Source organism: Pseudomonas saponiphila (genome assembly GCF_900105185.1).
Lineage (GTDB): Bacteria > Pseudomonadota > Gammaproteobacteria > Pseudomonadales > Pseudomonadaceae > Aquipseudomonas > Aquipseudomonas saponiphila.
On sequence record NZ_FNTJ01000003.1, the window covers coordinates 265,033 to 286,316 of the forward strand.

29 protein-coding genes and 1 pseudogene are annotated in these 21,284 nt (G+C 58.2%); 6 read left to right on the forward strand and 24 right to left on the reverse strand.

All coding sequences use genetic code 11. The annotated features are described in order from the left end of the window. Positions 1-20: 20 nt before the first annotated feature. The 3 genes from BLV47_RS33750 to BLV47_RS33760 are packed head-to-tail and all read right to left on the reverse strand — an operon-like array spanning position 21 to position 1,451. On the reverse strand, positions 21-485 hold the full coding sequence (locus tag BLV47_RS33750; protein ID WP_143038364.1) for a hypothetical protein: 465 nt from the start codon (positions 483-485) through the stop codon (positions 21-23). Positions 486-492: 7 nt separating this feature from the next. Next, on the reverse strand, positions 493-831 hold the full coding sequence (locus BLV47_RS33755) for a hypothetical protein (protein ID WP_092320803.1): 339 nt from the start codon (positions 829-831) through the stop codon (positions 493-495). Further along, complete coding sequence (locus BLV47_RS33760; protein ID WP_092320804.1) at positions 828-1,451, reverse strand: hypothetical protein; 624 nt, start codon at positions 1,449-1,451, stop codon at positions 828-830. The genes BLV47_RS33755 and BLV47_RS33760 overlap by 4 nt, the downstream gene beginning before the upstream one ends. Positions 1,452-2,005: 554 nt before the next feature. Here BLV47_RS33760 and BLV47_RS33765 point away from each other — a divergent pair. The 3 genes from BLV47_RS33765 (at position 2,006) to istB (BLV47_RS33775) (ending at position 4,919) form a co-directional block, all read left to right on the forward strand. Beyond that, a complete protein-coding gene (locus tag BLV47_RS33765) occupies positions 2,006-2,278 on the forward strand; it encodes a hypothetical protein (RefSeq protein WP_244169001.1) in 273 nt (90 codons plus the stop codon). Positions 2,279-2,596: 318 nt separating this feature from the next. Next, positions 2,597-4,282: an IS21 family transposase gene (gene istA, locus BLV47_RS33770; protein WP_062838241.1), complete on the forward strand. Its 1,686-nt coding sequence runs from the start codon at positions 2,597-2,599 to the stop codon at positions 4,280-4,282. Continuing rightward, entirely contained in the window at positions 4,170-4,919 is a 750-nt protein-coding gene (gene istB / locus BLV47_RS33775) for an IS21-like element IS1474 family helper ATPase IstB (protein WP_062838242.1), read from the forward strand. The genes istA (BLV47_RS33770) and istB (BLV47_RS33775) overlap by 113 nt, the downstream gene beginning before the upstream one ends. Positions 4,920-4,997: 78 nt before the next feature. On the opposite strand, the gene BLV47_RS35980 is transcribed toward istB (BLV47_RS33775), so the two are convergent. The 3 genes from BLV47_RS35980 to BLV47_RS33785 all read right to left on the reverse strand — a co-directional run bounded on the left by BLV47_RS35980 (position 4,998) and on the right by BLV47_RS33785 (position 7,858). After that, positions 4,998-5,258, reverse strand: coding sequence for a hypothetical protein (locus BLV47_RS35980; RefSeq protein ID WP_143038365.1), 261 nt, complete (start codon positions 5,256-5,258; stop codon positions 4,998-5,000). Beyond that, complete coding sequence (locus BLV47_RS33780) at positions 5,236-5,613, reverse strand: hypothetical protein (RefSeq protein ID WP_143038366.1); 378 nt, start codon at positions 5,611-5,613, stop codon at positions 5,236-5,238. The genes BLV47_RS35980 and BLV47_RS33780 overlap by 23 nt, the downstream gene beginning before the upstream one ends. A 1,006-nt stretch (positions 5,614-6,619) precedes the next feature. Next, the gene (locus BLV47_RS33785) at positions 6,620-7,858 is read right to left on the reverse strand and encodes a replication protein (protein ID WP_143038367.1); all 1,239 of its coding nucleotides are present in this window, start codon (positions 7,856-7,858) and stop codon (positions 6,620-6,622) included. A gap of 20 nt (positions 7,859-7,878) precedes the next feature. On the opposite strand from BLV47_RS33785, the gene BLV47_RS33790 reads away from it, so the two are divergent. After that, positions 7,879-8,217 carry a histone-like nucleoid-structuring protein, MvaT/MvaU family gene (locus BLV47_RS33790; protein WP_092320808.1) on the forward strand — a complete coding sequence of 113 codons (339 nt, stop codon included), beginning with the start codon at positions 7,879-7,881 and terminating at the stop codon, positions 8,215-8,217. Here the strand turns inward: BLV47_RS33790 and BLV47_RS33795 are convergent. Further along, the gene (locus BLV47_RS33795) at positions 8,198-8,626 is read right to left on the reverse strand and encodes a hypothetical protein (protein ID WP_143038368.1); all 429 of its coding nucleotides are present in this window, start codon (positions 8,624-8,626) and stop codon (positions 8,198-8,200) included. The two genes, BLV47_RS33790 and BLV47_RS33795, sit on opposite strands and share 20 nt — an antisense overlap. Before the next feature lie 163 nt (positions 8,627-8,789). Between BLV47_RS33795 and csrA the strand changes: the two genes are divergently transcribed. Continuing rightward, positions 8,790-8,969 carry a carbon storage regulator CsrA gene (csrA, locus tag BLV47_RS33800; RefSeq protein WP_092320810.1) on the forward strand — a complete coding sequence of 60 codons (180 nt, stop codon included), beginning with the start codon at positions 8,790-8,792 and terminating at the stop codon, positions 8,967-8,969. Between the two features lie 367 nt (positions 8,970-9,336). Here the strand turns inward: csrA and BLV47_RS33805 are convergent, their stop codons facing one another. From BLV47_RS33805 to BLV47_RS33855, 10 genes and pseudogenes are all read right to left on the reverse strand, one after another. After that, a complete protein-coding gene (locus BLV47_RS33805; RefSeq protein ID WP_092320811.1) occupies positions 9,337-9,789 on the reverse strand; it encodes a hypothetical protein in 453 nt (150 codons plus the stop codon). Next, positions 9,789-10,451 carry a hypothetical protein gene (locus BLV47_RS33810; RefSeq protein ID WP_092320812.1) on the reverse strand — a complete coding sequence of 221 codons (663 nt, stop codon included), beginning with the start codon at positions 10,449-10,451 and terminating at the stop codon, positions 9,789-9,791. Before BLV47_RS33810 ends, BLV47_RS33805 begins: the two co-directional genes overlap by 1 nt. Continuing rightward, positions 10,448-10,696 carry a hypothetical protein gene (locus tag BLV47_RS33815; protein WP_092320813.1) on the reverse strand — a complete coding sequence of 83 codons (249 nt, stop codon included), beginning with the start codon at positions 10,694-10,696 and terminating at the stop codon, positions 10,448-10,450. Before BLV47_RS33815 ends, BLV47_RS33810 begins: the two co-directional genes overlap by 4 nt. 78 nt (positions 10,697-10,774) lie before the next feature. Continuing rightward, positions 10,775-10,912 (reverse strand): annotated as a pseudogene (locus BLV47_RS37220) (recombination-associated protein RdgC); the annotation flags it as partial. Positions 10,913-11,007: 95 nt separating this feature from the next. Beyond that, positions 11,008-11,757: an IS21-like element IS1474 family helper ATPase IstB gene (gene istB, locus BLV47_RS33825; RefSeq protein WP_062838242.1), complete on the reverse strand. Its 750-nt coding sequence runs from the start codon at positions 11,755-11,757 to the stop codon at positions 11,008-11,010. Further along, on the reverse strand, positions 11,645-13,330 hold the full coding sequence (gene istA, locus BLV47_RS33830; protein ID WP_062838241.1) for an IS21 family transposase: 1,686 nt from the start codon (positions 13,328-13,330) through the stop codon (positions 11,645-11,647). Before istA (BLV47_RS33830) ends, istB (BLV47_RS33825) begins: the two co-directional genes overlap by 113 nt. Before the next feature lie 157 nt (positions 13,331-13,487). Continuing rightward, on the reverse strand, positions 13,488-14,342 hold the full coding sequence (locus BLV47_RS33835; protein WP_092320815.1) for a recombination-associated protein RdgC: 855 nt from the start codon (positions 14,340-14,342) through the stop codon (positions 13,488-13,490). A 308-nt stretch (positions 14,343-14,650) separates the two neighbouring features. Continuing rightward, entirely contained in the window at positions 14,651-15,109 is a 459-nt protein-coding gene (locus tag BLV47_RS33845) for a hypothetical protein (protein ID WP_092320817.1), read from the reverse strand. After that, positions 15,099-15,479, reverse strand: a complete 381-nt coding sequence (locus BLV47_RS33850) for a hypothetical protein (protein ID WP_092320818.1) — start codon at positions 15,477-15,479, stop codon at positions 15,099-15,101. Before BLV47_RS33850 ends, BLV47_RS33845 begins: the two co-directional genes overlap by 11 nt. A gap of 62 nt (positions 15,480-15,541) precedes the next feature. Then, on the reverse strand, positions 15,542-15,922 hold the full coding sequence (locus BLV47_RS33855) for a hypothetical protein (RefSeq protein WP_143038369.1): 381 nt from the start codon (positions 15,920-15,922) through the stop codon (positions 15,542-15,544). Positions 15,923-16,115: 193 nt separating this feature from the next. On the opposite strand from BLV47_RS33855, the gene BLV47_RS33860 reads away from it, so the two are divergent. Further along, entirely contained in the window at positions 16,116-16,511 is a 396-nt protein-coding gene (locus tag BLV47_RS33860; RefSeq protein WP_092320820.1) for a hypothetical protein, read from the forward strand. Between the two features lie 594 nt (positions 16,512-17,105). Here the strand turns inward: BLV47_RS33860 and BLV47_RS33875 are convergent. The 7 genes from BLV47_RS33875 to BLV47_RS35985 all read right to left on the reverse strand — a co-directional run bounded on the left by BLV47_RS33875 (position 17,106) and on the right by BLV47_RS35985 (position 21,182). Further along, positions 17,106-17,405, reverse strand: a complete 300-nt coding sequence (locus tag BLV47_RS33875; protein ID WP_092320823.1) for a hypothetical protein — start codon at positions 17,403-17,405, stop codon at positions 17,106-17,108. Positions 17,406-17,414: 9 nt separating this feature from the next. Next, on the reverse strand, positions 17,415-17,807 hold the full coding sequence (locus tag BLV47_RS33880) for a hypothetical protein (RefSeq protein ID WP_092320824.1): 393 nt from the start codon (positions 17,805-17,807) through the stop codon (positions 17,415-17,417). Positions 17,808-17,881: 74 nt separating this feature from the next. Beyond that, positions 17,882-19,066, reverse strand: coding sequence for a tetratricopeptide repeat protein (locus BLV47_RS33885; RefSeq protein ID WP_167365748.1), 1,185 nt, complete (start codon positions 19,064-19,066; stop codon positions 17,882-17,884). Between the two features lie 86 nt (positions 19,067-19,152). Continuing rightward, positions 19,153-19,569: a hypothetical protein gene (locus BLV47_RS33890; RefSeq protein WP_244169002.1), complete on the reverse strand. Its 417-nt coding sequence runs from the start codon at positions 19,567-19,569 to the stop codon at positions 19,153-19,155. A gap of 69 nt (positions 19,570-19,638) precedes the next feature. After that, the gene (locus BLV47_RS33895; protein WP_092320826.1) at positions 19,639-20,034 is read right to left on the reverse strand and encodes a hypothetical protein; all 396 of its coding nucleotides are present in this window, start codon (positions 20,032-20,034) and stop codon (positions 19,639-19,641) included. Between the two features lie 3 nt (positions 20,035-20,037). Next, entirely contained in the window at positions 20,038-20,289 is a 252-nt protein-coding gene (locus tag BLV47_RS33900) for a YheU family protein (protein WP_092320827.1), read from the reverse strand. A 329-nt stretch (positions 20,290-20,618) separates the two neighbouring features. Continuing rightward, the gene (locus BLV47_RS35985) at positions 20,619-21,182 is read right to left on the reverse strand and encodes a hypothetical protein (RefSeq protein ID WP_143038370.1); all 564 of its coding nucleotides are present in this window, start codon (positions 21,180-21,182) and stop codon (positions 20,619-20,621) included. Between the last annotated feature and the right edge of the window lie 102 nt (positions 21,183-21,284).

The window sequence follows — 21,284 nt, forward strand, 5'->3', positions numbered from 1 at the left end:
CCCCCGGCCATTGGCAGGAACTAGCGCAGCGTCAAGAGCACGGTGTACTTCGTGTCAATCACGATAAATTTGGTGCGGTTTTTCTTGAGCACCACGGTATCACTGAAGTCAGTGGTCTCCAGGTCAGGCGTATGGTTCGTCCCGCAAGATAGGGCCTCACCCGGCACCAGGCCCTTGAGATTGGTCACCATGCCGACGATCTCCAGTGGAGCTTCATTTTTCTCGGCCGCCTCAATGGGGCGAAGAGTCAGAAGTAGCCCAGTGCGGAACACGCCGTCGCGGCAAATGTCCTTCTTGGTGGCTGGATCTCGAAATGCCGCGGTGTAGCTGTTGTCGCTACGCAGGTCGACATGTTCGCGGCTGTCGCTCAGGGCGAAGGTAAACTTTTGCGGCGCGTGGTTGCCCTCAATCACAGATACGTCGATGGTTGCAGCATTCGCCATCAGTGCAAATGCACTCAAGCAAAGGCCAAAAATTACTCGCATACACACCTCAGGCCATTTGGGTAAACGTGGTTGTTATTAGCTTCCAGGCAAACTTGTCGTGAAAACGCTCGTGTAGCGCCTGGATGTCTTGCGCCGGTGCTATCTGATCGCTGAGGACGTATGCCTCAGATGTCATGTCGATGGGAACCTCTGCGAGCGCATAGCCATCCCGGAGGACTTGATAGACGAACTCAGGCTTTGAACTTGGATACCTGGGGTCAGCACCAGCAAAAAGCGACTCATAGAAGCCAACGATGTAGCCCGCAAGCTCTTGAGTTGTTTCTTGCGACAGGGGGCAACTCAAAGCTGCCCCAGCCGTTCGCTCGCAGAGGATCTGGATGGTCATTTCGGAGTGACAGAAACCCGAACTTTGATGTCCGAGTTGCGGCCAAACACGTAGGTCTTTTCTTCGCCACGCTCAGCCTCAAAGAGGACATTCAGGCGATCAAGATCGAGGGCAGGAGCACCGCCATCGGTCTCGGTCGACTTCTGCATGCGATCAATGCCGAGGCAGAGGCTGAACTCGTTGGAGTCGACTTCAGGCTTGGCTGCACGGATGAAGTAGCCTTCCGGGTAAGTGAACAAGTCACCCTGTTCAACAGCTCCGTTGACCTCGGAGTTCACCACGAGGCCCTTATCGACCTGATAGTCCTTGAGCGAAACGAGGTTGCCATTGCCGGAGCTGACCAGCAGCGGCAGTTCACGTTCGACGCCATTTGCATCAGGGGCAACGACCTTGAGCTTCAGCGTCATCCCCAGCATCGGCGGAAGACCATGCTTGAAAACCTGCTCAGCTTCACGCCACTTCTTCGGGCACTTGTCACTGTCGCCGTAGGACAGGTCGTGAACGAAGACAGTGCCCGAGTGGACTTGCGACTCATAGCTGTACGAGTCAACGACAGGCTTCTGGGCACAGCCGGTTGTTACGAGAACAGCCAGGGCGATAGGGGAGAGCATTTTCCGCATGATTTGGATATTCCTGGGTGATTGTGATTGGATGGAGAGTAGGTGGATCACGGCAGCTGGCTCTGGCTATGAGCAGACAGGTAACTGCTCGCCATGCTTGAAGTTAGAGGCCCGCATTCAGTGGCGAAGTTATTGGTAGGCATGTTGCCGACTGACACCATGGGGCGCTCTGGAGAGGTAAGAACGCACCAACGGGTATTTTCGTGGGGGAAGCATCCCAACAGCGGGCTTACACCAGGAGCACTCAACGCAGCGGCATCAACGAAGACCACATCTGCTTGAACGCTTTGCTCGGGATGACTTCCTGGCTGAAGGATCACAACAGCCTCACATAGCCCCTCCAGGGCCATGTAGGCGGAGAATGCCGCTTCAGGGCATGTGTAGATTAGAGCCGCAACTGTCATAGACCCCCCATAGATTTCCCGATTCTAACGAGCACGGGGGCCACGGCCAGCCAAATGACATGCGTGAAACACGGGTGATCTTCGAAACCCCGCCTTCGTTTGACATCGACCCTCTTCAGGGAATGATGTGCACACGACATGAGGTGGTTCGTGGACGAACAAGCGATTAGACACTGGACAGATACGGAAGCGATCCCAATCGTCGAAGACGAAAACAAGTGGGCGCGGATATCCGGTCTGTCAAAAGCCATGAAGCAGAGGGCATGGCACGAGATCAATGCCAACTGCCCCCCTTTAGCCGACCTCTTGCGTGACCCGGAAATCCAAGATGTCGTTCGGATGTTCGACGCAGAGATCTATGTGGATTCGGCCTACGTGCCAAGCCTGCCAGCGGAAAGGCTAAAGGGGCGCGATCGCTCCTAAAACGGCCTTGCCAGGCGATCCTTCAGCTCGGCAAAAATCCTCGCCTTTGCAGCTGCGGGCAATACCTCACATGACTCAGAAGCCGGTTCTCCCTGCGGATTTCGGAGCACCGTGACCGGCCGTTTCGGTTGATCGTGACCGGTCATTTCGCTAACGCGTGACCGCTCATTTCGGTAGCAACGTGACCGATTTTCCGCCTGTTCCGAAACAGGTGGTCACGGCTTACCGAAATCGCCGGTCACGACTTAGCGAAAGCCTTCCCCTTCGTTGCGCATGACCTGATGCGCCGCCATCCTCGACCGATTTCGGGAGAGGAAGATGGCGGCGCCGCGAGTAGCCATGCGAAACATCAAAGAATGTCTGCGCCTCAAGTTTGAGGCCGGCTTGTCCCACGAGAAGATTGCCCGTGCCTTGCAGCTGTCCAAGGGCGTGGTTAGCAAGTACATCGCGGCGGCGCGGGTGGCCGGGCTGGACTGGCCGGCGCTGGTGGCCATGGACGAGGCCGCGCTGGCGGCCGCCTTGTTTGCACCGACGTCGACGAACAAGCCGCGCGGTGAGCGAGTGCTGCCCGATGTGCTGAGCATCCACCGCGAGTTGCGACGCAAGGGCGTGACCTTGCAGCTGCTGTGGGAGGAATATCTCGCCGCGCATGCGGGCCAGCCGACCTACCGCTACACCCAGTTCGTCGAGCACTACCGGCGCTACGCCCAGACGCTCAAACGTTCGATGCGTCAGCTGCACCGTGCGGGCGAGAAGCTATTCATCGACTATGCCGGGCCGACGCTGCCGGTGGTCGACCCGGCCACCGGCGAAGTGCGCCGGGCGCACATCTTCGTCGCCGCCCTGGGCGCCTCGAATTACACCTATGCCTGCGCGACGCCAGGCGAAACCCAGGTGGACTGGCTGACCTCGCTGGGCCAGGCTCTGACCTACTTTGGCGGCGTGCCGGAAATGGTTGTGCCGGACAATCCGCGCGCCCTGGTCGCCCAGCCGGATCGCTACGAGCCGGGCCTGAACCGGGCCACGCTGGAGTGCGCGCGTCATTACCAGACGGTGATCCTGCCGGCACGGCCACGCAAGCCTCAGGACAAGGCCAAGGCCGAGGTGGCGGTGCAGGTGGTCGAGCGCTGGATCATGGCGCGGCTGCGCCATCGGCAGTTCTTCAGCCTGCATGCGCTTAACCAGGCCATCGCCGAGCTGCTGGAGGATCTGAATCGGCGCCCGTTCAAGCGGCTCGATGGCTGCCGGCGCGACTGGTTCGAGCGCCTGGATCGCCCGGCCTTGCGAGCGCTGCCGGTGCATCCCTACGAGGTCGCCACCTTCAAGCGCTGCAAGGTCAGCATCGACTACCACATCGAGGTCAATGGCAGCTTCTACAGCGTGCCCTCCGCCCTGGCCCGGCAGAACGTGGACGTGCGACTGACGGCACACACCCTGGAAGTGCTGCATGGCAACCGGCGGGTGGCCAGCCACCTGCTGCTGGGGCGACGCGGCGCTTACAGTACCCAGCGCGAGCACATGCCCGCGGCGCACCAGGCGCATCGCGAATGGACGCCACAACGCCTGCTCGACTGGGGCGCGCGGATCGGCCCCTACACGCGCCAACTGATCGATCACCAACTGACCCACAAGCCGCACCCGGAGATGGGCTACCGCGCCTGCCTCGGCCTGCTCTCGCTGGCCCGGCGCTATGGCAATGCACGCCTGGAAGCCGCTGCCGAACGTGCCGTACACCTGCGCGCCTTCACCGGGCGCAGCGTGCGCAACCTGCTCCAGCAAGGCCTGGATCAACAGCCGCTGCCCCAGCGTGCCGCCGAAACGACCTTACCCGGCGACCACGAGAACGTCCGTGGCGCCGACTACTACCAACCCCCGCAACAGGAGCTGTTCGATGATGCCGCAACACACCCTGAATCAACTGCACCAGCTACGCCTGGACGGCATGGCCCGCGCCCTGGAAGAGCAATGGACGCTGCCGGCCAGCCACAGCCTGAGCTTCGATGAACGCCTCGGCCTACTGCTCGACCGCGAACTGGCCTGGCGTGACAACCAGCGCCTGGTACGGCTGCGCAAGAAGGCCAAGCTCAAGTACGCCAACGCCTGCCTGGAAGATCTCGACCGCCGCACCGGACGCGCCCTGGACGAGCGTCTGATCGCCACCCTGGCCAGTGGCGACTGGATCCGCCAGCAGCACAACCTGCTGCTGACCGGCCCGACCGGTGCCGGCAAAACCTGGCTGGCCTGCGCCCTGGGCAACCAGGCCTGCCGCCAGGGCTATAGCACCCTGTACCTGCGCACCCCGCGCCTGCTGGAACAACTGCGCATCGCTCATGGCGACGGCAGCTTCGGCCGTACCCTGCAACAGCTGGCAAAGGTCGACGTCCTGGTGCTGGACGACTGGGCGCTAGCCCCGCTGGAGGAAGGAGCCCGGCATGACCTGCTGGAGGTGATCGACGACCGCGCTGGCAGCCGCTCCACCATCCTGACGAGCCAACTGCCCATCGAGCACTGGCACGGCTGGATCAACGACCCGACCCTGGCCGATGCCATCCTCGACCGCCTGGTGCACAACGCCTACCGACTGACGATGAAAGGCGAGTCGCTGCGCCGAAAAAAAGCCGAGGAACAAGCCGCATCGTGACCGATGCGATTACAATCCAGAACCCGCGCAACCGGGGTGGAAGCACCGGTCACGTATTAGCGAAACGCTCGGTCACGTTCACCGAAATCCGCATTCTCCCAGCGGGGAAGCATCGAGCTCCATTTGTGTCGGTGCTGGTGAATCGCCTTCCAGATTGACCGATGCTCTATCAAGCCCAGCTTTGCCGCAGAGCAAAGCAATGCACTTGTTGAGTTCAGCTCGTCGCTCAGGAGATGCCCTCCCATACTCATGGGAGAGGTTGTCGATCGTGAGAAGGATTTCTTCGCGATCCGGCTTTTCCGTTGACAGCCAGGTCTTAGTTTCCGACAGCAGCGACATCACGGACTCCCAGCATCGACTTCAGCTTGTCGAATGCATTTCGCTTTTCGTCACCGGTGAGCATTGTCGAGCCGGCCTGATCGTCGTATGCGACCAATGGCGCTGCGTCGAAAGCAGCAACAGCCAGTGCGGCCGGTTCAGCGAGTTCTGGCTCTACGCTCATCAGCAGCATCATGTCCCCATCAGCCTCGATGAAGGTTTCCGCCAAGAACTCAAGAACAGCGTGCGATTCCTCATGCTGTACAGCTCCGCGAAGAACACGTTTGGCTAGGTTGTTGTGAGCGAGCAAAACCTCTTCAGCGTCTGGCTTCGAGTCACGCACCCAGGTTTGAGCCCGTTCGAGCAGTTGATCCACTGTCAGTCCCCCTTCAAGAAGCAAATTCATCAACCAAGCAATACCAGCCTGGACGGTTGATATCGAAACAGTGTCAGGCCCGTGCCAACAGATACCGCTAGGAAAAACTAAGGAAGAAGGAAGAGCAAAGGAAGCCGGGCTAAGTGTCTGAAAGCAAAGTGAAAAAGACACTCTTTTGCGGTCATTACCTCCATAGAATAACGGGCTAGTCCTTCCATGGGCGCAGGCAGTGGTCCGCAATAGGTGGCCCATAACGGGCAATACCTTCCATCGCCATCAGGAATGACGGCGATTACCTCCCATGAGGTTTGTGAAAAGCGATGATCTCCTTCCATGAAACTGCTCCAGTCAGCACCGGTGATCGAGCCCCATCTGTGGATAACCGACGATAGCGGGCATTACCTCTATAGGAATGCGGTGAAAACCTTCCATCGAGAGAGCTGGGCCAGGGGACGTACACGAAACCGGGAGCCTTCGGCATTACCAGCGAAGGCTCACCAATTGCGATCAAAACCTTCCATGAAATGGCGTCGTCTCCGTGGAATTGCGGGCAATACCTCGCATGAAGATGTCTGCACAGATCCAGTTCCCAGCCTCTAAATTGCGGTCAAAACCTTCCATAAGGTGAGGGGAGTCCGGCCAATTGCGGGCGAAACCTCACATAACCACTGTGAGGCTATCTACCACCCAAAGCCGTAATTGCGGTCAAAACCTTCCATGAGGGTGCCGAGGATTACGGCCAATTGCGGGCAAAACCTCCCATTGCGTGGTCTGTCCTGATCCACTGCCCTGTGCGTAATTGCGGTCAAAACCTTCTATGGGGAGGCAGTGTTGTCAGCACATTGCGGACGAAACCTCACATGAACTTGAGGCCTTATCGCATGGGCGGGCAAGCGAAGACGGCCAGCCGGCTGGCGTTCGGTGAGTTGGCTGTTGGGGGTGGCGGCGAGAGAGGGGCGAGATTGCCTCGCCCCAGGGATAGGAGAATGCTCAGGGGAGCTTTGAGTCAGGAGGTGATGGCTGCGCGAGGCCCGCTGCTGCGGCTGAGAGAGCTGCCCTTGGTCAGCACTGCGCGCTGCTTCTTGGCATCCCCGGCCTTTGCCTGATGGTGCCCTTTGATGATCACGCTGACGAATTCATTCGTCGGCCACACCTTGTAGCGTGCATCGACAATCCGCTTCGACTTGGGTGCCTGAATGGTTTCTTTCTCATAGGAGGTAAGAGCCCCATTGTCGATCAGCTCTTGAAGGGCCTTTTCCATGAACCTGGTGTTGTCATTCATGCGGGGCTGTAGGCCTCGACTGGTCGCAGACATGATCTCGACCAGACCAAGCGTGTACGGGTGATCGGGCGAAGCATTGAGCCAGTTGAAGCTGAGGTACTTATGGAGGTAGCGCGCAAGCGAGGAAGAGACCGCCATCGACGTGTCATATGAGTACATGCGGAAGCTGTTGGTCCGAATACCACCGACGATTAGAGGGTGGAGTTGAGCAATACACACGTCATTGCCGTCCACAACTTTGCGCTTATGCGCAAAAGACAGGTGGGGGAGGTACGTTGAGGATTCCTCAATTACACCCCCGTCAACTTGATACTTAATGGCCAGGTGGGCCTTGTTGAGAATTTCGAGGGCTTCTTTAATCTCGTTGCACGAATACGTATGGCCATTCCTGGCCAGCTCCTGCATTAGGTCACGGATCGTGAACCTAACTCTTAGCTGGCTGCCATCAACGAAGCCGTTGCCGATAACGGAAAACTTTCGAAGAGCATCCTCAACGAGTTCCTCGCGCATTCCTGGATACATCAAAACCGTTTCAGTGCGCGTGCGCGTCGATATCGGAATGATTTCCTGGGCTTCCTCAAGAGGCTGTCCATGAGAATCGTCCTTGATCCTAATGCGCTTCTGGATCGCCGCGGCGGTCATCTGTACGTGGAATAGGTTCCCTTTGATGCTCCCTGTGAACTCAGTGCATAGACCATCGCCAAAGTCGGTACGCTTCTTCCAACCATAGAATCTTGGAAGGAGATCATAGATGGCAACCAAGTTCCCGTAGCCGGCCAGTACCGACTCGCTCAATAGGTAGTTTTCAAACATCTCCGTGAGCGGGAGCTTTACTTGGTCAGGCGCCTTATTGCGCGGCGCAGCAACTGGAGATTTTGTTACACGGCGCTGTTGAGCACCACTATTGAAGTCAGTATCTTCAGCCAGCGATGGAAATCCCATTTGCATATCTGAACTACTCATAGTCGCTACTGGAGTTAATCATGTCCCTACTGCATGAATTGCAGCTAATCGATGAACAGATCAGTGAGTTGAATTCGAAGCGAGAGAAGCTGATGTCTTCTGAAAGCTTCAAAAAAGAAGCGGAGTTCCACGCCAAGTTGACCGGGCTGATGGGTGAATACGGGCGGTCCCTTAAGGACATCATCAAAATCTTCGGCACCGAAGAGAAGCAGGCACCGGCTCGCCGCGTGCGCGCTGAAAAAACATTCAAGAACCCGCACACCGGCGAGGTTGTGACCGTTAAGAGCATCAATAACGGCCAGATCAAAGAATGGAAGGCGAAGTGGGGCCAGGAAGCGGTCATGAGTTGGTTGCAATAGCCGGTTTCTGTCCCTCTTTTTTGAGGGCTGACGTTAGGGTCAAAAGCACCCGGTAGTCACAGTCGCTGATGCTGCCATCCTGGAGGGCCTTATTCAGAGCCAACTTCACTCCAGGAGTGGCAGCGTACTTGGCAGTTGTCTCGGCGAGCTCAACGTACTGCTCAGCAGTGATTTCAACTCCGGAAGCGCAAACGCCATACCCCCCCTCCATGCGACTCGCCGCCAGCCGAGCAGACGCCGAATCAAAATCGAACAGATCAGGCTGAGCAAGAAATTCTGCGGCAACGGCAGACTTTGCTTCGTCGGCATCCTCAACGAATAGATCGCGATCTGATAGGTACACAGTGCCTGCCAGGCCGGCCAGCAGTACAACTGAAATCGTCAAGGGGATGTAGTGTCGTTTCTTCATAGTGGCCGCAACGATCAAGAGTCGATCGGAGTCTACCCAGCACGGGAAAAACTCAAAGCCAAAGTGGGCTCGCGAAACACCACTTGGGGACAGCAACTTGGCTGGATGTTCGACTGAGAGCCTGTATCGTGTGGCCAACAGCAATCAGACCAAGGAGCCTCAAATGCTAATTCTGACACGTCGAATAGGTGAAACCCTGATGATCGGCGACAACATCACGGTGACTGTCCTGGGCGTGCAAGGTAACCAAGTCCGCATTGGCGTGAATTGCCCGAAGGAAATCGAGGTTCATCGGGAAGAGATCTATGAGCGCATCCAGAAGGAAAAGCGTGAACGTGCGTAAAGCGTGCTCCCTGCTTGTCCTGTCGGCAGCGCTATCTGGCTGCATGACCTCTTGGGTTCAAAGCCCCAGTCCAACCGTTAAAGCCCTAGTTCGAGATCTAACCTTGCAGGGTTACCAGTGCGAGGCAGGTTTCTCTGAAATTGAGTGCAAGCATGAAGCCGTGCAGGCCGTGAAGCAGACAAGCATCTGCGATGCGACTCGCTGCTATCCGAGAGGGGAGACGTACCAGGTCAGCGTCTACAGGATTCAGCAGAAGCCCAATGGGCTGCCTCTCGTTCGGCACACAGTCGAGCGAGCTGATCCACCTCCTGCCAAACAAAGCGAAGAAGCAGCCCCCACCTCCGAGTGAGGTGGGATTCGCAGTTGCCTACTGTTTTTGACTGGCTGACTTGGCCAGTTGAGAGATCTGAGCCATCAACCCTGGAACAGAATCGGCGTTCACATAAACCAGACGCCGACTCTTCGGTAGCTCGAAAGCCCCGTAGAATCGCTGCCCCGCATTGGCCTTCGCCGCATTCGTAAACACGTCAAAGCCGACAATTTCCACCGGTAGTGCATCAGTGTTGAGCGTGCAGACGCCGGCTGTTTCGAGGGTTGTGGCCGCGTTCTTGAAGTAGCCTTCGAAGGCTTCTTTCCCCCCTGATTTGCTGGCCAGGTAAGCCCCCTCATAGAGCAGGAACAGCGATTCGCTACTGGTGCAGAGGATTGCGTCCTTGTCGACCGTTAGGCTTGCCTTCAACGGGACATCAACTCCCGCTGTAGCAAAGGGAGAGCTGGCGCAAGCCAGAAGCAGACATGTCAGTTTCAACAGATGGCGCATCAGAGGAAAACCCCTCCTGGAGTTGTTTTGAAGGCGACCATTGCGCCGGAGGTACAGCGGTAGATAGTCGGCGCGAAACCAAGTTCAAGAGCAGACTCTGCCGCCTTGAACGGGCTTGATGTCCGGGGTAGCTCAGTGATCGCGACGCGACCGTTTACCTGCGTCCACAGTGCAAAGTAGTGCTCAGGGGGCTGCGGCAGCCCCTTGCGCAAGGGCGAGGGAGCTCCGGCGAGCATGATCAGGCAAGAGGATGGGAACCTGGCTCTGGGCTCTCGCATGTCGCGCAATGCAGAGTGGTTCGTCAGCTCATGGAAGGCCTCGAAGGTGATCGTCCCGAGCGCAATCTGCTGAAGGTCAACCAGCGAATAGGTGTCCGGGATGGCATACCACTGGATATCACCATCAAGATCGTTCTGACCGGCGGCGGGATAACCAAATGCCAGCTTGCACCCGACCTCGATGCCGTTCACCCCATGGCGAAGGCCAACGACCCCGGTTCTGCCATCGATATTGAAAGAGACAATCGCATAGCTCTCCCTCGAATCGCCTGAGTGCACCGAACGAATCGAGTCAACACACTCTGGCCAGCCTCCAGCGACTGCTAGCTCAACGACTTCATCTGCCTGAAGGCTTTGGCTCAGGTCGAGTAGCTCTCTGATCATTCAAGCGCCTCGTGAAGCGCTACCGCCTGAATGGCCGCGGCTTTAGCTACTGGATCTGTTGTGGTCTTGATGATTGACCGTAGCGCTTTCAGCAGAGCCTGGATCTGCTCTTGGGAAGAGTCAGCCGACTCATCGAGCCCGGCCGCATGTGCAGACTTGACCAGCTCAATCAGGGGGCTTTTGTCGTAGTCGTCCGGAAGGTTGAGGCCTGCCGTGGCGTCAATGAAATCTGCCGGGTTAAACACTCGAAGACACTCCCATGTTCATTGCGATCAATACCTCATTAAGCAAAGGAGCCGCACTATGGCGGCTCCTTTTTTACTTCAGATCCCCTGGGGGACTTCCTCGCCCCCCAGCGCCGTCAGAAGCGCTGGGAACGCTTGCAGCAGTGTTTTCATCATCAACACGAGTGAAGCTGCGAATTGACCATCGGCATCATCACCGCCGTCTTGATTCGCCTGCTTGCGGATTTCGGTGAACGTGACCGAGCGTTTCGCTAATACGTGACCGGTGCTTCCACCCCGGTTGCGCGGGTTCTGGATTGTAATCGCATCGGTCACGATGCGGCTTGTTCCTCGGCTTTTTTTCGGCGCAGCGACTCGCCTTTCATCGTCAGTCGGTAGGCGTTGTGCACCAGGCGGTCGAGGATGGCATCGGCCAGGGTCGGGTCGTTGATCCAGCCGTGCCAGTGCTCGATGGGCAGTTGGCTCGTCAGGATGGTGGAGCGGCTGCCAGCGCGGTCGTCGATCACCTCCAGCAGGTCATGCCGGGCTCCTTCCTCCAGCGGGGCTAGCGCCCAGTCGTCCAGCACCAGGACGTCGACCTTTGCCAGCTGTTGCAGGGTACGGCCGAAGCTGCCGTCGCCATGAGCGATGCGCAGTTGTTCCAGCAGGCGCGGGGTGCGCAGGTACAGGGTGCTATAGCCCTGGCGGCAGGCCTGGTTGCCCAGGGCGCAGGCCAGCCAGGTTTTGCCGGCACCGGTCGGGCCGGTCAGCAGCAGGTTGTGCTGCTGGCGGATCCAGTCGCCACTGGCCAGGGTGGCGATCAGACGCTCGTCCAGGGCGCGTCCGGTGCGGCGGTCGAGATCTTCCAGGCAGGCGTTGGCGTACTTGAGCTTGGCCTTCTTGCGCAGCCGTACCAGGCGCTGGTTGTCACGCCAGGCCAGTTCGCGGTCGAGCAGTAGGCCGAGGCGTTCATCGAAGCTCAGGCTGTGGCTGGCCGGCAGCGTCCATTGCTCTTCCAGGGCGCGGGCCATGCCGTCCAGGCGTAGCTGGTGCAGTTGATTCAGGGTGTGTTGCGGCATCATCGAACAGCTCCTGTTGCGGGGGTTGGTAGTAGTCGGCGCCACGGACGTTCTCGTGGTCGCCGGGTAAGGTCGTTTCGGCGGCACGCTGGGGCAGCGGCTGTTGATCCAGGCCTTGCTGGAGCAGGTTGCGCACGCTGCGCCCGGTGAAGGCGCGCAGGTGTACGGCACGTTCGGCAGCGGCTTCCAGGCGTGCATTGCCATAGCGCCGGGCCAGCGAGAGCAGGCCGAGGCAGGCGCGGTAGCCCATCTCCGGGTGCGGCTTGTGGGTCAGTTGGTGATCGATCAGTTGGCGCGTGTAGGGGCCGATCCGCGCGCCCCAGTCGAGCAGGCGTTGTGGCGTCCATTCGCGATGCGCCTGGTGCGCCGCGGGCATGTGCTCGCGCTGGGTACTGTAAGCGCCGCGTCGCCCCAGCAGCAGGTGGCTGGCCACCCGCCGGTTGCCATGCAGCACTTCCAGGGTGTGTGCCGTCAGTCGCACGTCCACGTTCTGCCGGGCCAGGGCGGAGGGCACGCTGTAGAAGCTGCCATTGACCTCGATGTGGTAGTCGATGCTGACCTTGCAGCGCTTGAAGGTGGCGACCTCGTAGGGATGCACCGGCAGCGCTCGCAAGGCCGGGCGATCCAGGCGCTCGAACCAGTCGCGCCGGCAGCCATCGAGCCGCTTGAACGGGCGCCGATTCAGATCCTCCAGCAGCTCGGCGATGGCCTGGTTAAGCGCATGCAGGCTGAAGAACTGCCGATGGCGCAGCCGCGCCATGATCCAGCGCTCGACCACCTGCACCGCCACCTCGGCCTTGGCCTTGTCCTGAGGCTTGCGTGGCCGTGCCGGCAGGATCACCGTCTGGTAATGACGCGCGCACTCCAGCGTGGCCCGGTTCAGGCCCGGCTCGTAGCGATCCGGCTGGGCGACCAGGGCGCGCGGATTGTCCGGCACAACCATTTCCGGCACGCCGCCAAAGTAGGTCAGAGCCTGGCCCAGCGAGGTCAGCCAGTCCACCTGGGTTTCGCCTGGCGTCGCGCAGGCATAGGTGTAATTCGAGGCGCCCAGGGCGGCGACGAAGATGTGCGCCCGGCGCACTTCGCCGGTGGCCGGGTCGACCACCGGCAGCGTCGGCCCGGCATAGTCGATGAATAGCTTCTCGCCCGCACGGTGCAGCTGACGCATCGAACGTTTGAGCGTCTGGGCGTAGCGCCGGTAGTGCTCGACGAACTGGGTGTAGCGGTAGGTCGGCTGGCCCGCATGCGCGGCGAGATATTCCTCCCACAGCAGCTGCAAGGTCACGCCCTTGCGTCGCAACTCGCGGTGGATGCTCAGCACATCGGGCAGCACTCGCTCACCGCGCGGCTTGTTCGTCGACGTCGGTGCAAACAAGGCGGCCGCCAGCGCGGCCTCGTCCATGGCCACCAGCGCCGGCCAGTCCAGCCCGGCCACCCGCGCCGCCGCGATGTACTTGCTAACCACGCCCTTGGACAGCTGCAAGGCACGGGCAATCTTCTCGTGGGACAAGCCGGCCTCAAACTTGAGGCGCAGACATTCTTTGATGTTTCGCATGGCTACTCGCGGCGCCGCCATCTTCCTCTCCCGAAATCGGTCGAGGATGGCGGCGCATCAGGTCATGCGCAACGAAGGGGAAGGCTTTCGCTAAGTCGTGACCGGCGATTTCGGTAAGCCGTGACCACCTGTTTCGGAACAGGCGGAAAATCGGTCACGTTGCTACCGAAATGAGCGGTCACGCGTTAGCGAAATGACCGGTCACGATCAACCGAAACGGCCGGTCACGGTGCTCCGAAATCCGCACCTGCTCTTGAAGGATGTCTTCGAAGCGCAGTTTCTTGATCTTCAGTCGATCGTCGATGACAAGCTTCAGCTTGTCCTCATACGCCAGCGAGAGCTCGTGAACCACCATGCCTGAGCTGATGTGGTTTTGGATGTTCTCGTGCGTCAGGTCTTGGTTGGTCGCGCGAATTGCGCCGCCGTCTTCACCGGTGTCTTGAAGTCGGGCATCGGTTAGCACCGTGAAACCGGCCGGTGACTGACCAGTGCGAACCCAATCAGTCATGCTGGCCGAAGGGGCAATCTTGGTGGTCACCGGGCGCACTGGGAGCGAACCGATGCACTCGCGCAGAGTAGAAAGCAGGTCCTCAGCTTTCTGAGGGGATGCCTTGTTGACGAAGATGATCCCGTCAGCAGGGGAAATGGCCGCATACGTGGTGGACCGGCGCAGGAATGCCCGTGGCATCAGTGTCTGGATGATTTCATCCTTCAGCTGATCCTTCTCCTTTTTGTACACCTTGCGCTGCTGAGAGGTTTCAATTTCCTCAACCTTGGCCTTGAGCTCATCACGTACCACCGAGCCTGGCAGGATGCGCTCGATCATCCGGAAGCAGATCAGGTGGTAACCGTCGGCAGAAAAGACCAGTGGTGCGTCAGGGCCTTTGCCAACCGGTGGCATAAAGCCGCAAGTGCTGAGGACTTGCGAGTCGGGCTCTTGGCTCTGCTTCTGCTGAAGTGCGGCTTCGAGAGTTTCGGCGGTGAGATCGATTTGTTGGGTGATGCGATAGGCGATGGCTTGATTGAAAAACATGGGACCTCCTTGCTGTGTTGCCACAGGGTAACGAAGCCCCGTCGTTCTTCAACTCAAGCCGGGCTGATGAAACTCTACAGTTTGAGTCCGTCGCATTTGGCATCTGCCAGAGTCGCGTGCCGATCAATTCGGCCAGAGCGGTGCTTCAAGGCCCAGTGCCAAGATTTGTGCCAGTTGCCGTGATCCATGGGGGCGACCCTCTCGATCGTTGCCGCGACGACACCGCCCTTGGTGACCTGGTAGTGCCCTTTCCGGATGTACCGTATCTGTATTCCGCTCACTGATGGACCTCCAATTCTTTCTCAGCGTCATGCTGCCAGGGGCAGAGCAACGAAGTGATCTCGCGGAAATTCCTCCGCCGGCGCACGCAGGTAGCTGACCAGATCCTCGATCGAGGTATCGTTCAGCGACGCATACCAACGTCTGCCAACCAGGTGGAGCTGTGCGTCCAATTTGCCAGCGGCCGCTTTGATCGTCTCGAAGCCTGTATCTGGCAATGCGATGAGCGTGACAAGCCCCGTTCCTTGCATCAGGGCTGCGCTTACAACCGCCTCGTAGACCTGAGCTTTTTCTTGGCAGAGAACTTCAATCGAGGTCCCGCCGTCCACGTCTGCGTGAGAGATAGTCGCCAGCCCATGGCCTGCCAGAATGTCACTCACCGCTTCAGCACACGCACGTGTCAACGCTTTCGCATCGTCGATTGAGCAGCCTGCCAGTGCGCCGGACGCAATCCTCTCCAGAATTTGGAGCCCGACGTTAGTGCCCACGATGGCGGCTCTTTTGGACCCCTTTGCGTGCAGCCAGGCGTTCACGGAGGTAAGGGACGGCAATCTCCGGCACGCGTGCAATCGGGCCAAAACGGAAACCGGGTTTACGCAGGCCAAACTCGCCTTGAGAGGACTCGTAAAGCTCTGTGTGACCGGTAGCGATGGCAGTATCCAGCAGGTTTTTCCAGGACGTTTTACCGAGGCGCAGAACACGATCGTCGACAACCATCTCGGACAGCGCCAGCTCCGGAGCAATCCCGGACATCTCCTGTTTCTTGATTTGTGGATCTGCAACTGGGGAATTCACCCCGGTGAAGAACGGCGTCGAGGACATGAAGTCCAGGCACATTTGAGGTTGAGCTTGTTTCATGGGTGTTCACTCCTTTGGAAGATGGAGCGAAGTGAAACCCGGTGAAGTGCGTGCCAGCAGATCTAACGTGTTCTGGCGAGCTTTTCCATTTCCCGAAGAAGAAGGGTGGCCTGATCAGATGTCTGCTCGTTCGCGTAGGCCTCTATGAATGCCCCGATCAGTCGAATCAGCATTGAAGAGCCGGAATCATCGCGCAGGGCGGTCTGAAGGCAAAATTGCTCCAGGTCGACGGGGGAGAGGTGGTTGAGCATGTCCTCTGAGATGATCTCGGCGATGTCTTCCAGGAGGACCCGAAGAATATGGTGCGGGTTGTCCAGGGCCCCTTCAGCTTGATTCTGGCCCATTTCACAGAGCGCAAGCTTACGACCACCCTTGGGAGCGGGCGGGAGCGATAGCAATCGTTGCAGTGTGTCCGCAACGGCTCTGTTGGTTGGACGGCTCAACTGGTGACTCCAAGGCGCTGTGAAGCAGAAAACGCACAAGGCGTACCGGAATTATAAACGGAAGATGGCTGGGTCCGTGAGGTGAATCGTAACTTCAGGCAGAGATGGTTTCGTGACCCCTTGTTCGCTGGGGAGTAATGGAGTCGCGATGTAAATTCGAGACGGCAATTCAGCCCCCAAACTGGAGTCGATAATGATCAAGAACTGCTTGCTCGCCGCAATGCTTTTGCTGCCCACGGCCGCTTTTGCACACGAGGGCCTGGATAAGGACGAATTCACCAATGAGGCCTGGCAAAGCTATGGCCTGAATCTCTCCGAAGAGAAAGAGATTGCGATCAATACCATCCGCTTCGACCAGCAGCGCGATCGCTTCCACCTCACCAACAAATACATCGCTCAACTGCCCGCCGACGTGCAGGCCAAGATGGCAGAGGAAATGGCCGCCATCGATGCCGCCGGCGATGCCAAGATCCAGTCCGTGCTGTCCCCGGAGGAACGCGCCGAACATGCGAAACTGAAGGCTGAGCATGAGGCGCACGCTGCACTGTGGGCCGAGTTCGAGGCCTGGAAGAAGCAGCAGGGGAAGTAACCGCAGGCGGGGATTAGGCCCAGAGCTTGGGCAGAGGTAGCAAAGATGAGAGAGCTGATCAGTAGGGAGCCGTGGTGGGCAAATCCACCTCTTCCCGGCCAGGGTGATCTCGATGTCAGCTGGGGGTACTTAGAGGTCTACAGTTCCCCGGAGGGTTTCGAGTTTGTCTTTGTTGATGAGCCGCCATCGCTGGAAGAGATCACGAGCCGCAAAGCGTGCCGACTTGCGCAGCGCTAGCCGTTAATCGTCCAGGCAGAAAACTCTGCCTGGACGATCTTCTTCAACATGTCGGCCGGCACATGAGCTGTTGAATGCAGCCGCACTGGAGCACGAAGTTGGGTGCTTCTACGCACAGTACGGCCACACGATCATCATCGTTCGCATTCAGGAAGTATTCTGCCAAGACGACCGACTTCTCAGAGTCGTCCATACCCGACCAGTCTCTTAGACCAATCCGAGGGCCCACGTACATGAGCGCTCTGTCCAAAGCTTGCCCGAGGCTCGGATAGCTCTTAGGGCCAATCCACCCATCTTCTGGGTCCGTTCCCAGTGGCACGTCAAGGAAGGTAATGACCGCATTTCCTTCGGACTGGCTCATACGTCACCTCGCAGATCATCCGACAGAGCGGAAATTTCCTGTACTGGATCAAGGACCGTTTCGTCCTCGCAGTAGATCGCCGCTTTAACCTCGTCGCCCACGAAGCGCGAACGCACATAGCCTGAGTGTTCTTTGGCAACCACAACCGACAGCTCATGCGGGGTCGACTCGTTGTGATCGATCTCGATAGAGAACCCATTACGCAAGCTGATGCTTGCCGGCTCACCAGCTGCATCCAGATACGCAGCTACTGCCGTTTCAGCCTTAAGGCGCAGCTCTTGAAGATTGATGTCCATGGCAATTCCTCAGTGCAAGCGTTCAGGGCTGGATTCAGGGATCGAAGCAGCCGAAGAAATCTTCACAGGCCAGCGCCGGCGGGCGATGCCGAGCTTTCCGTCGCAGAGATCAACCGAGCCACTGATGAAGTCCATCGGTGGAATGTCGAACTTCCCAGCGCAGACGCGCACCTGGTCAGGTCGGACCACCTCAGTGAAGCGGGAAGAGCCATCCGCGGAATAGCGAACGATCTTCAGGGAACCGGATGCGGCATCGGAATTCGTCACTTGAATGACTTCAGCCCAGGCCTGCTGTGGCCAGCCATCAAGCTGAACCAGCTGGCCAACGGCGATGCTCTTCGCGATCGGGCCAAATACGCTGTGAATGGATTGGGGGGCTTTGTGTTCTTCGATATGGCTCATGTCTAATCCTCATGTGCGAGGGAATGACCTCGCGATGGAGGTATTTGAGCCATACGAAGTGCGTGCCAGCAGATCTACCGAATCGCTGCGTGAAGATCCGCTATGCAGGCGTCCAGCTTTCCTGGCGACTTGGCATCCGCCGCTACGCGCACACCCTGAATAGCCCCAAGCTCTGTGCGGGCCTGCTGGTGACCACGGTCGCTTGCAACAGAGAACCAGCAATAGGCATCGAAGTCCGGTTCTATCGATGGGTACTTGCCCAGGAGAAGGCCGTTGGCGTAGTTGAAGATGGCTTCATTATCGCCTGCCAGCGCTTTCTGCTTCAGCGCCTCGGCGTTGACTTCAGATCGAGCCCCAAGCTGAATTGGAGCCGAAGATTTGGGAGCCGAATTAGGCACCACAAAACCAAGCTTCAGGGCTTCGGCTTTGGCAGCTTCACCCTCGGCAACCTTTCCGGATTCAGCCAGATAAGTCCCCAGCCTGTATGCAGATTCAGCATCACCGGCCCTCATCGCTTGGTCCAGAACCGCCAGTCCTTTCGCCGGATCGCTGAGGCCAGGCGAAAGCTGGTTTGTTAGCAGAAGCCCGTACTCACGCTTGGCCCTTAGACTGCCAGCAGCTGCCTTTTCGAATAGCGAGACTGCGTATCCGCGGTCTTGAGGGACGCCATTCCCAAGAAGGTAATTCCACGCCAGCACCCGCGATGACTCGGCGTGGCCAAAACCATCAGCAGTGGTCAGGTAGGCAATTGCCCGAGCCATATCCTTAGGCACGCCGATGCCGTTCTGATAGATCCGAGCCAGCTCATAGAGCGCCTCGTAGTTACCCATGTAAGCCGACTGCTCCATCAGGTCCAACATTCCGGCCTGATCCCCGTTCGCACCAATACGTTTTGCCTCGGCCATGGCCAGTTGTGCTGACTCAAGGGGCGAGGTTGAAGTGGTTGGCAGCATCTGCTCGATAGGAGCAGGGGCGTGGGGTGGGATTACCGGGGTTGCAGGAGGTGCTGCGGCATATACGGCAGCAGGCTCAGCAGCTTCGACAGGCTCCATGGCGGCAATGAGGCCTGATGCAGGAAGGATCACCGCCGATGTGGATCGAGATGCAGACTGCTGCAACGGGTATTGATCTCTGCTGTGCGCAGATTCAGGGGCGGCAATCCGTTCATCAAATGGATTACCGGTGCTCTGGGATGGGGATGAACAACCAGACGTGAAAGCGGCTGCAATCGCGGCCACAAGAAACGGAGCGCGGTACATCGAGCAAGTCCTAAGGTGGTATGTCCATAGGATTGCAGATTGAGCAGGTCTGCCAAGCCAAAGCAGACCTGTGAAACACCTCTCTCTTACTCTGTCGGTTTCCGCAGGTGCTGGAGGTGTGAGTTGCGCTGCCACCATCCGGAGATGATATCGGGGGGGATGATGCTGCACAGGGCAAGGTCATCGATGGTCAGCTTCTTGTTGAATCGCTTGTTGCGCCAGGATTCGGCCGGCGCGTTATGCGGGTGCTGCGGCTTGGCCCACTGAAGCGCTTGAGCCGCATTGTGGAAGCGGCGGGCACCGGTGTAGCCAAGAGCGTCGCCGACAACTACCGCAGTGATGCGCGCTCGCTCGCGTGGATAAATGGACTCCAGAAGGTCGATCAGCGGGCCCTGGGGTGCTTTTGCTTCCAGTTCGACAGGAATGCGCCCGGTTGTCTGGTATTCCATCAGCAACCTGGGATTCTTGAGCATCTGGGAAAGGGTCTTTGAATTGAATTTCATGGCGCTTACCTCCTGTTGATAAGCGCCAGTCTATTGATTCGCCGGCGTGCCAGTAGTTGAGCAGGATGCCTATGCGGCCTCAAGGATATCGCCGTAGAGGATTGACGCAGTATCGAGAGACTCATCGTTCTCATCGTAGATGTCGACCACCAGCCCTTCAGCTTCAAGCTTTACATGGACTTCCAAGTCTCGGGACTTCACATAGAGGTAGTCGCCGCAATCGCTAACGGAAGGGCAAAGCTCTGCTGCGGAGCAGTCATCGTTGTTGCCAGTTTGAAACTTGAGCAGGTCGTGCGAATTGGTCGGTTCAGCACGGCTTGCGCAGGTTACCGATAGCACGCTGCCGCTGACCGCTACCTGAACTGTTACGCCGCCTTCCTTCCAGGAGTCGGCCCACACCTCCTGAAGGGTGGTGTTGTTGCTGTCGATGGCCCAGTTCGTGGTGAGGTTGAGTCCGCAGTTCATTGTTCAGTCCTCCAAGGTAGATCGATGGGCCTTCATTACGGAGGCCGGGATTTCGCTTCTGGGTGCCAAGATCGGCTGCTGCATTTCCGGGTCGAAGAAGATGAAGGCCTCACCTTTACGCAGGGCTACCTGGACTCGTTCGACACGAACGGACATGGGCGTTTCATCGCTACTACAGGTGTCGCTGCGTGAAACGAAGTCCTCAATCAGGGCAACCAGAGTGTCGGGCTCAAGTTTCTCGTAGGGGATGATCATTGCCTTATCACCACTGTTCTATGGACGGGTTTTCAGACCGAGCAGGCGCAGCTGCGCCTCAGGCCGATGAGCGAATACTCAATCGTTCCTGGGCGTGCCAGCAGGTGGAGAGAAGCGGAAGGGAGACTTAGATCGGAAGGCTCAAACTTGGTTAGCCATTGTCAGCCCTTGTCGCACTTGGGCCGCAAATAGGCTGTTCTGAAATGGCTCCCTGATTGGAGCGCTGAAACCAAGGGTGAATGCGGAAACCATCGAGCTCGCTGGGCCTGGCCGGAAATCGTAGCCTGGAAATGCCTCTTTGAGGGCCGCCACAACACGGTTAGGCCAGCTCATGGGTTGCGGGGAGAAGATGTCCCGGTAGTAGGCGTTAATGAACGCTGTGACAGTCTCATCACTGACCTCGATGTAATCATCAAGGTACTCGCCGTGGCCATGGAGAAGCTCTCCAGCTGCAAGCATGACCTTGAAGAGGTAGGACCTGCTTGTGTAGAGGTCAAGGTCGATGAATCCATCGTTGAGCAGTCTGGAGAGGGGCAGGAAAGGGACTGAGCAAACAGTTCCGCTTGTGCTGGCAAGGATTGACCGTAGATAGGCGGATTCAATGTCACGCCATGGCCATGCTCAGCGCCATCAACAAACCGCCGCAAAACATCACTGTCGATCAGCAGCTCGTAGTCGAGAAAAACGTCGCTTCCAAATTGAACCCTGAAGTTAGCGACATAGCGCTCTAAAGCCGGTAGTGACCTCAGGGTCAGTAGATTGCTGGCTACACCTTCAAAGCTCGGATCGACCTCGGGATTTTGGATCTCGTAGCCCGGACCGATTGGGGAATCCTGGGAGTCTTGAGGGGCGGTTCCGCCGACGATCAAGCCAGAAACAATTCGACTATCCATAACAAGCCTGCACTCAAAATCACCAGCTAAAAATGATCGAAAGCATCCTGATCAAGCGGCCTACTCTGCCGTGAGTGCTTGAACAGCGGCGGATCATACACG

Bases quoted from the DNA above. Each gene is read 5' to 3' on its own strand.
- BLV47_RS33755 (WP_092320803.1), bottom strand. From the start codon at position 831: ATGACCATCCAGATCCTCTGCGAGCGAACGGCTGGGGCAGCTTTGAGT.
- BLV47_RS33880 (WP_092320824.1), bottom strand. From the start codon at position 17,807: ATGAGCCATATCGAAGAACACAAAGCCCCCCAATCCATTCACAGCGTA.
- BLV47_RS33805 (WP_092320811.1), bottom strand. From the start codon at position 9,789: ATGCGCCATCTGTTGAAACTGACATGTCTGCTTCTGGCTTGCGCCAGC.
- BLV47_RS33785 (WP_143038367.1), bottom strand. From the start codon at position 7,858: ATGAGTAGTTCAGATATGCAAATGGGATTTCCATCGCTGGCTGAAGAT.
- BLV47_RS35980 (WP_143038365.1), bottom strand. From the start codon at position 5,258: ATGTCGCTGCTGTCGGAAACTAAGACCTGGCTGTCAACGGAAAAGCCG.
- istA (WP_062838241.1), top strand. From the start codon at position 2,597: ATGGCGGCGCCGCGAGTAGCCATGCGAAACATCAAAGAATGTCTGCGC.
- BLV47_RS35985 (WP_143038370.1), bottom strand. From the start codon at position 21,182: ATGGATAGTCGAATTGTTTCTGGCTTGATCGTCGGCGGAACCGCCCCT.
- BLV47_RS33810 (WP_092320812.1), bottom strand. From the start codon at position 10,451: ATGATCAGAGAGCTACTCGACCTGAGCCAAAGCCTTCAGGCAGATGAA.
- BLV47_RS33875 (WP_092320823.1), bottom strand. From the start codon at position 17,405: ATGGACATCAATCTTCAAGAGCTGCGCCTTAAGGCTGAAACGGCAGTA.
- BLV47_RS33835 (WP_092320815.1), bottom strand. From the start codon at position 14,342: ATGTTTTTCAATCAAGCCATCGCCTATCGCATCACCCAACAAATCGAT.
- BLV47_RS33860 (WP_092320820.1), top strand. From the start codon at position 16,116: ATGATCAAGAACTGCTTGCTCGCCGCAATGCTTTTGCTGCCCACGGCC.
- BLV47_RS33885 (WP_167365748.1), bottom strand. From the start codon at position 19,066: ATGTACCGCGCTCCGTTTCTTGTGGCCGCGATTGCAGCCGCTTTCACG.
- istB (WP_062838242.1), bottom strand. From the start codon at position 11,757: ATGATGCCGCAACACACCCTGAATCAACTGCACCAGCTACGCCTGGAC.
- istB (WP_062838242.1), top strand. From the start codon at position 4,170: ATGATGCCGCAACACACCCTGAATCAACTGCACCAGCTACGCCTGGAC.
- BLV47_RS33750 (WP_143038364.1), bottom strand. From the start codon at position 485: ATGCGAGTAATTTTTGGCCTTTGCTTGAGTGCATTTGCACTGATGGCG.
- BLV47_RS33900 (WP_092320827.1), bottom strand. From the start codon at position 20,289: ATGATCATCCCCTACGAGAAACTTGAGCCCGACACTCTGGTTGCCCTG.
- BLV47_RS33760 (WP_092320804.1), bottom strand. From the start codon at position 1,451: ATGCGGAAAATGCTCTCCCCTATCGCCCTGGCTGTTCTCGTAACAACC.
- BLV47_RS33890 (WP_244169002.1), bottom strand. From the start codon at position 19,569: ATGAAATTCAATTCAAAGACCCTTTCCCAGATGCTCAAGAATCCCAGG.
- csrA (WP_092320810.1), top strand. From the start codon at position 8,790: ATGCTAATTCTGACACGTCGAATAGGTGAAACCCTGATGATCGGCGAC.
- istA (WP_062838241.1), bottom strand. From the start codon at position 13,330: ATGGCGGCGCCGCGAGTAGCCATGCGAAACATCAAAGAATGTCTGCGC.
- BLV47_RS33795 (WP_143038368.1), bottom strand. From the start codon at position 8,626: ATGAAGAAACGACACTACATCCCCTTGACGATTTCAGTTGTACTGCTG.
- BLV47_RS33850 (WP_092320818.1), bottom strand. From the start codon at position 15,479: ATGAAACAAGCTCAACCTCAAATGTGCCTGGACTTCATGTCCTCGACG.
- BLV47_RS33895 (WP_092320826.1), bottom strand. From the start codon at position 20,034: ATGAACTGCGGACTCAACCTCACCACGAACTGGGCCATCGACAGCAAC.
- BLV47_RS33790 (WP_092320808.1), top strand. From the start codon at position 7,879: ATGTCCCTACTGCATGAATTGCAGCTAATCGATGAACAGATCAGTGAG.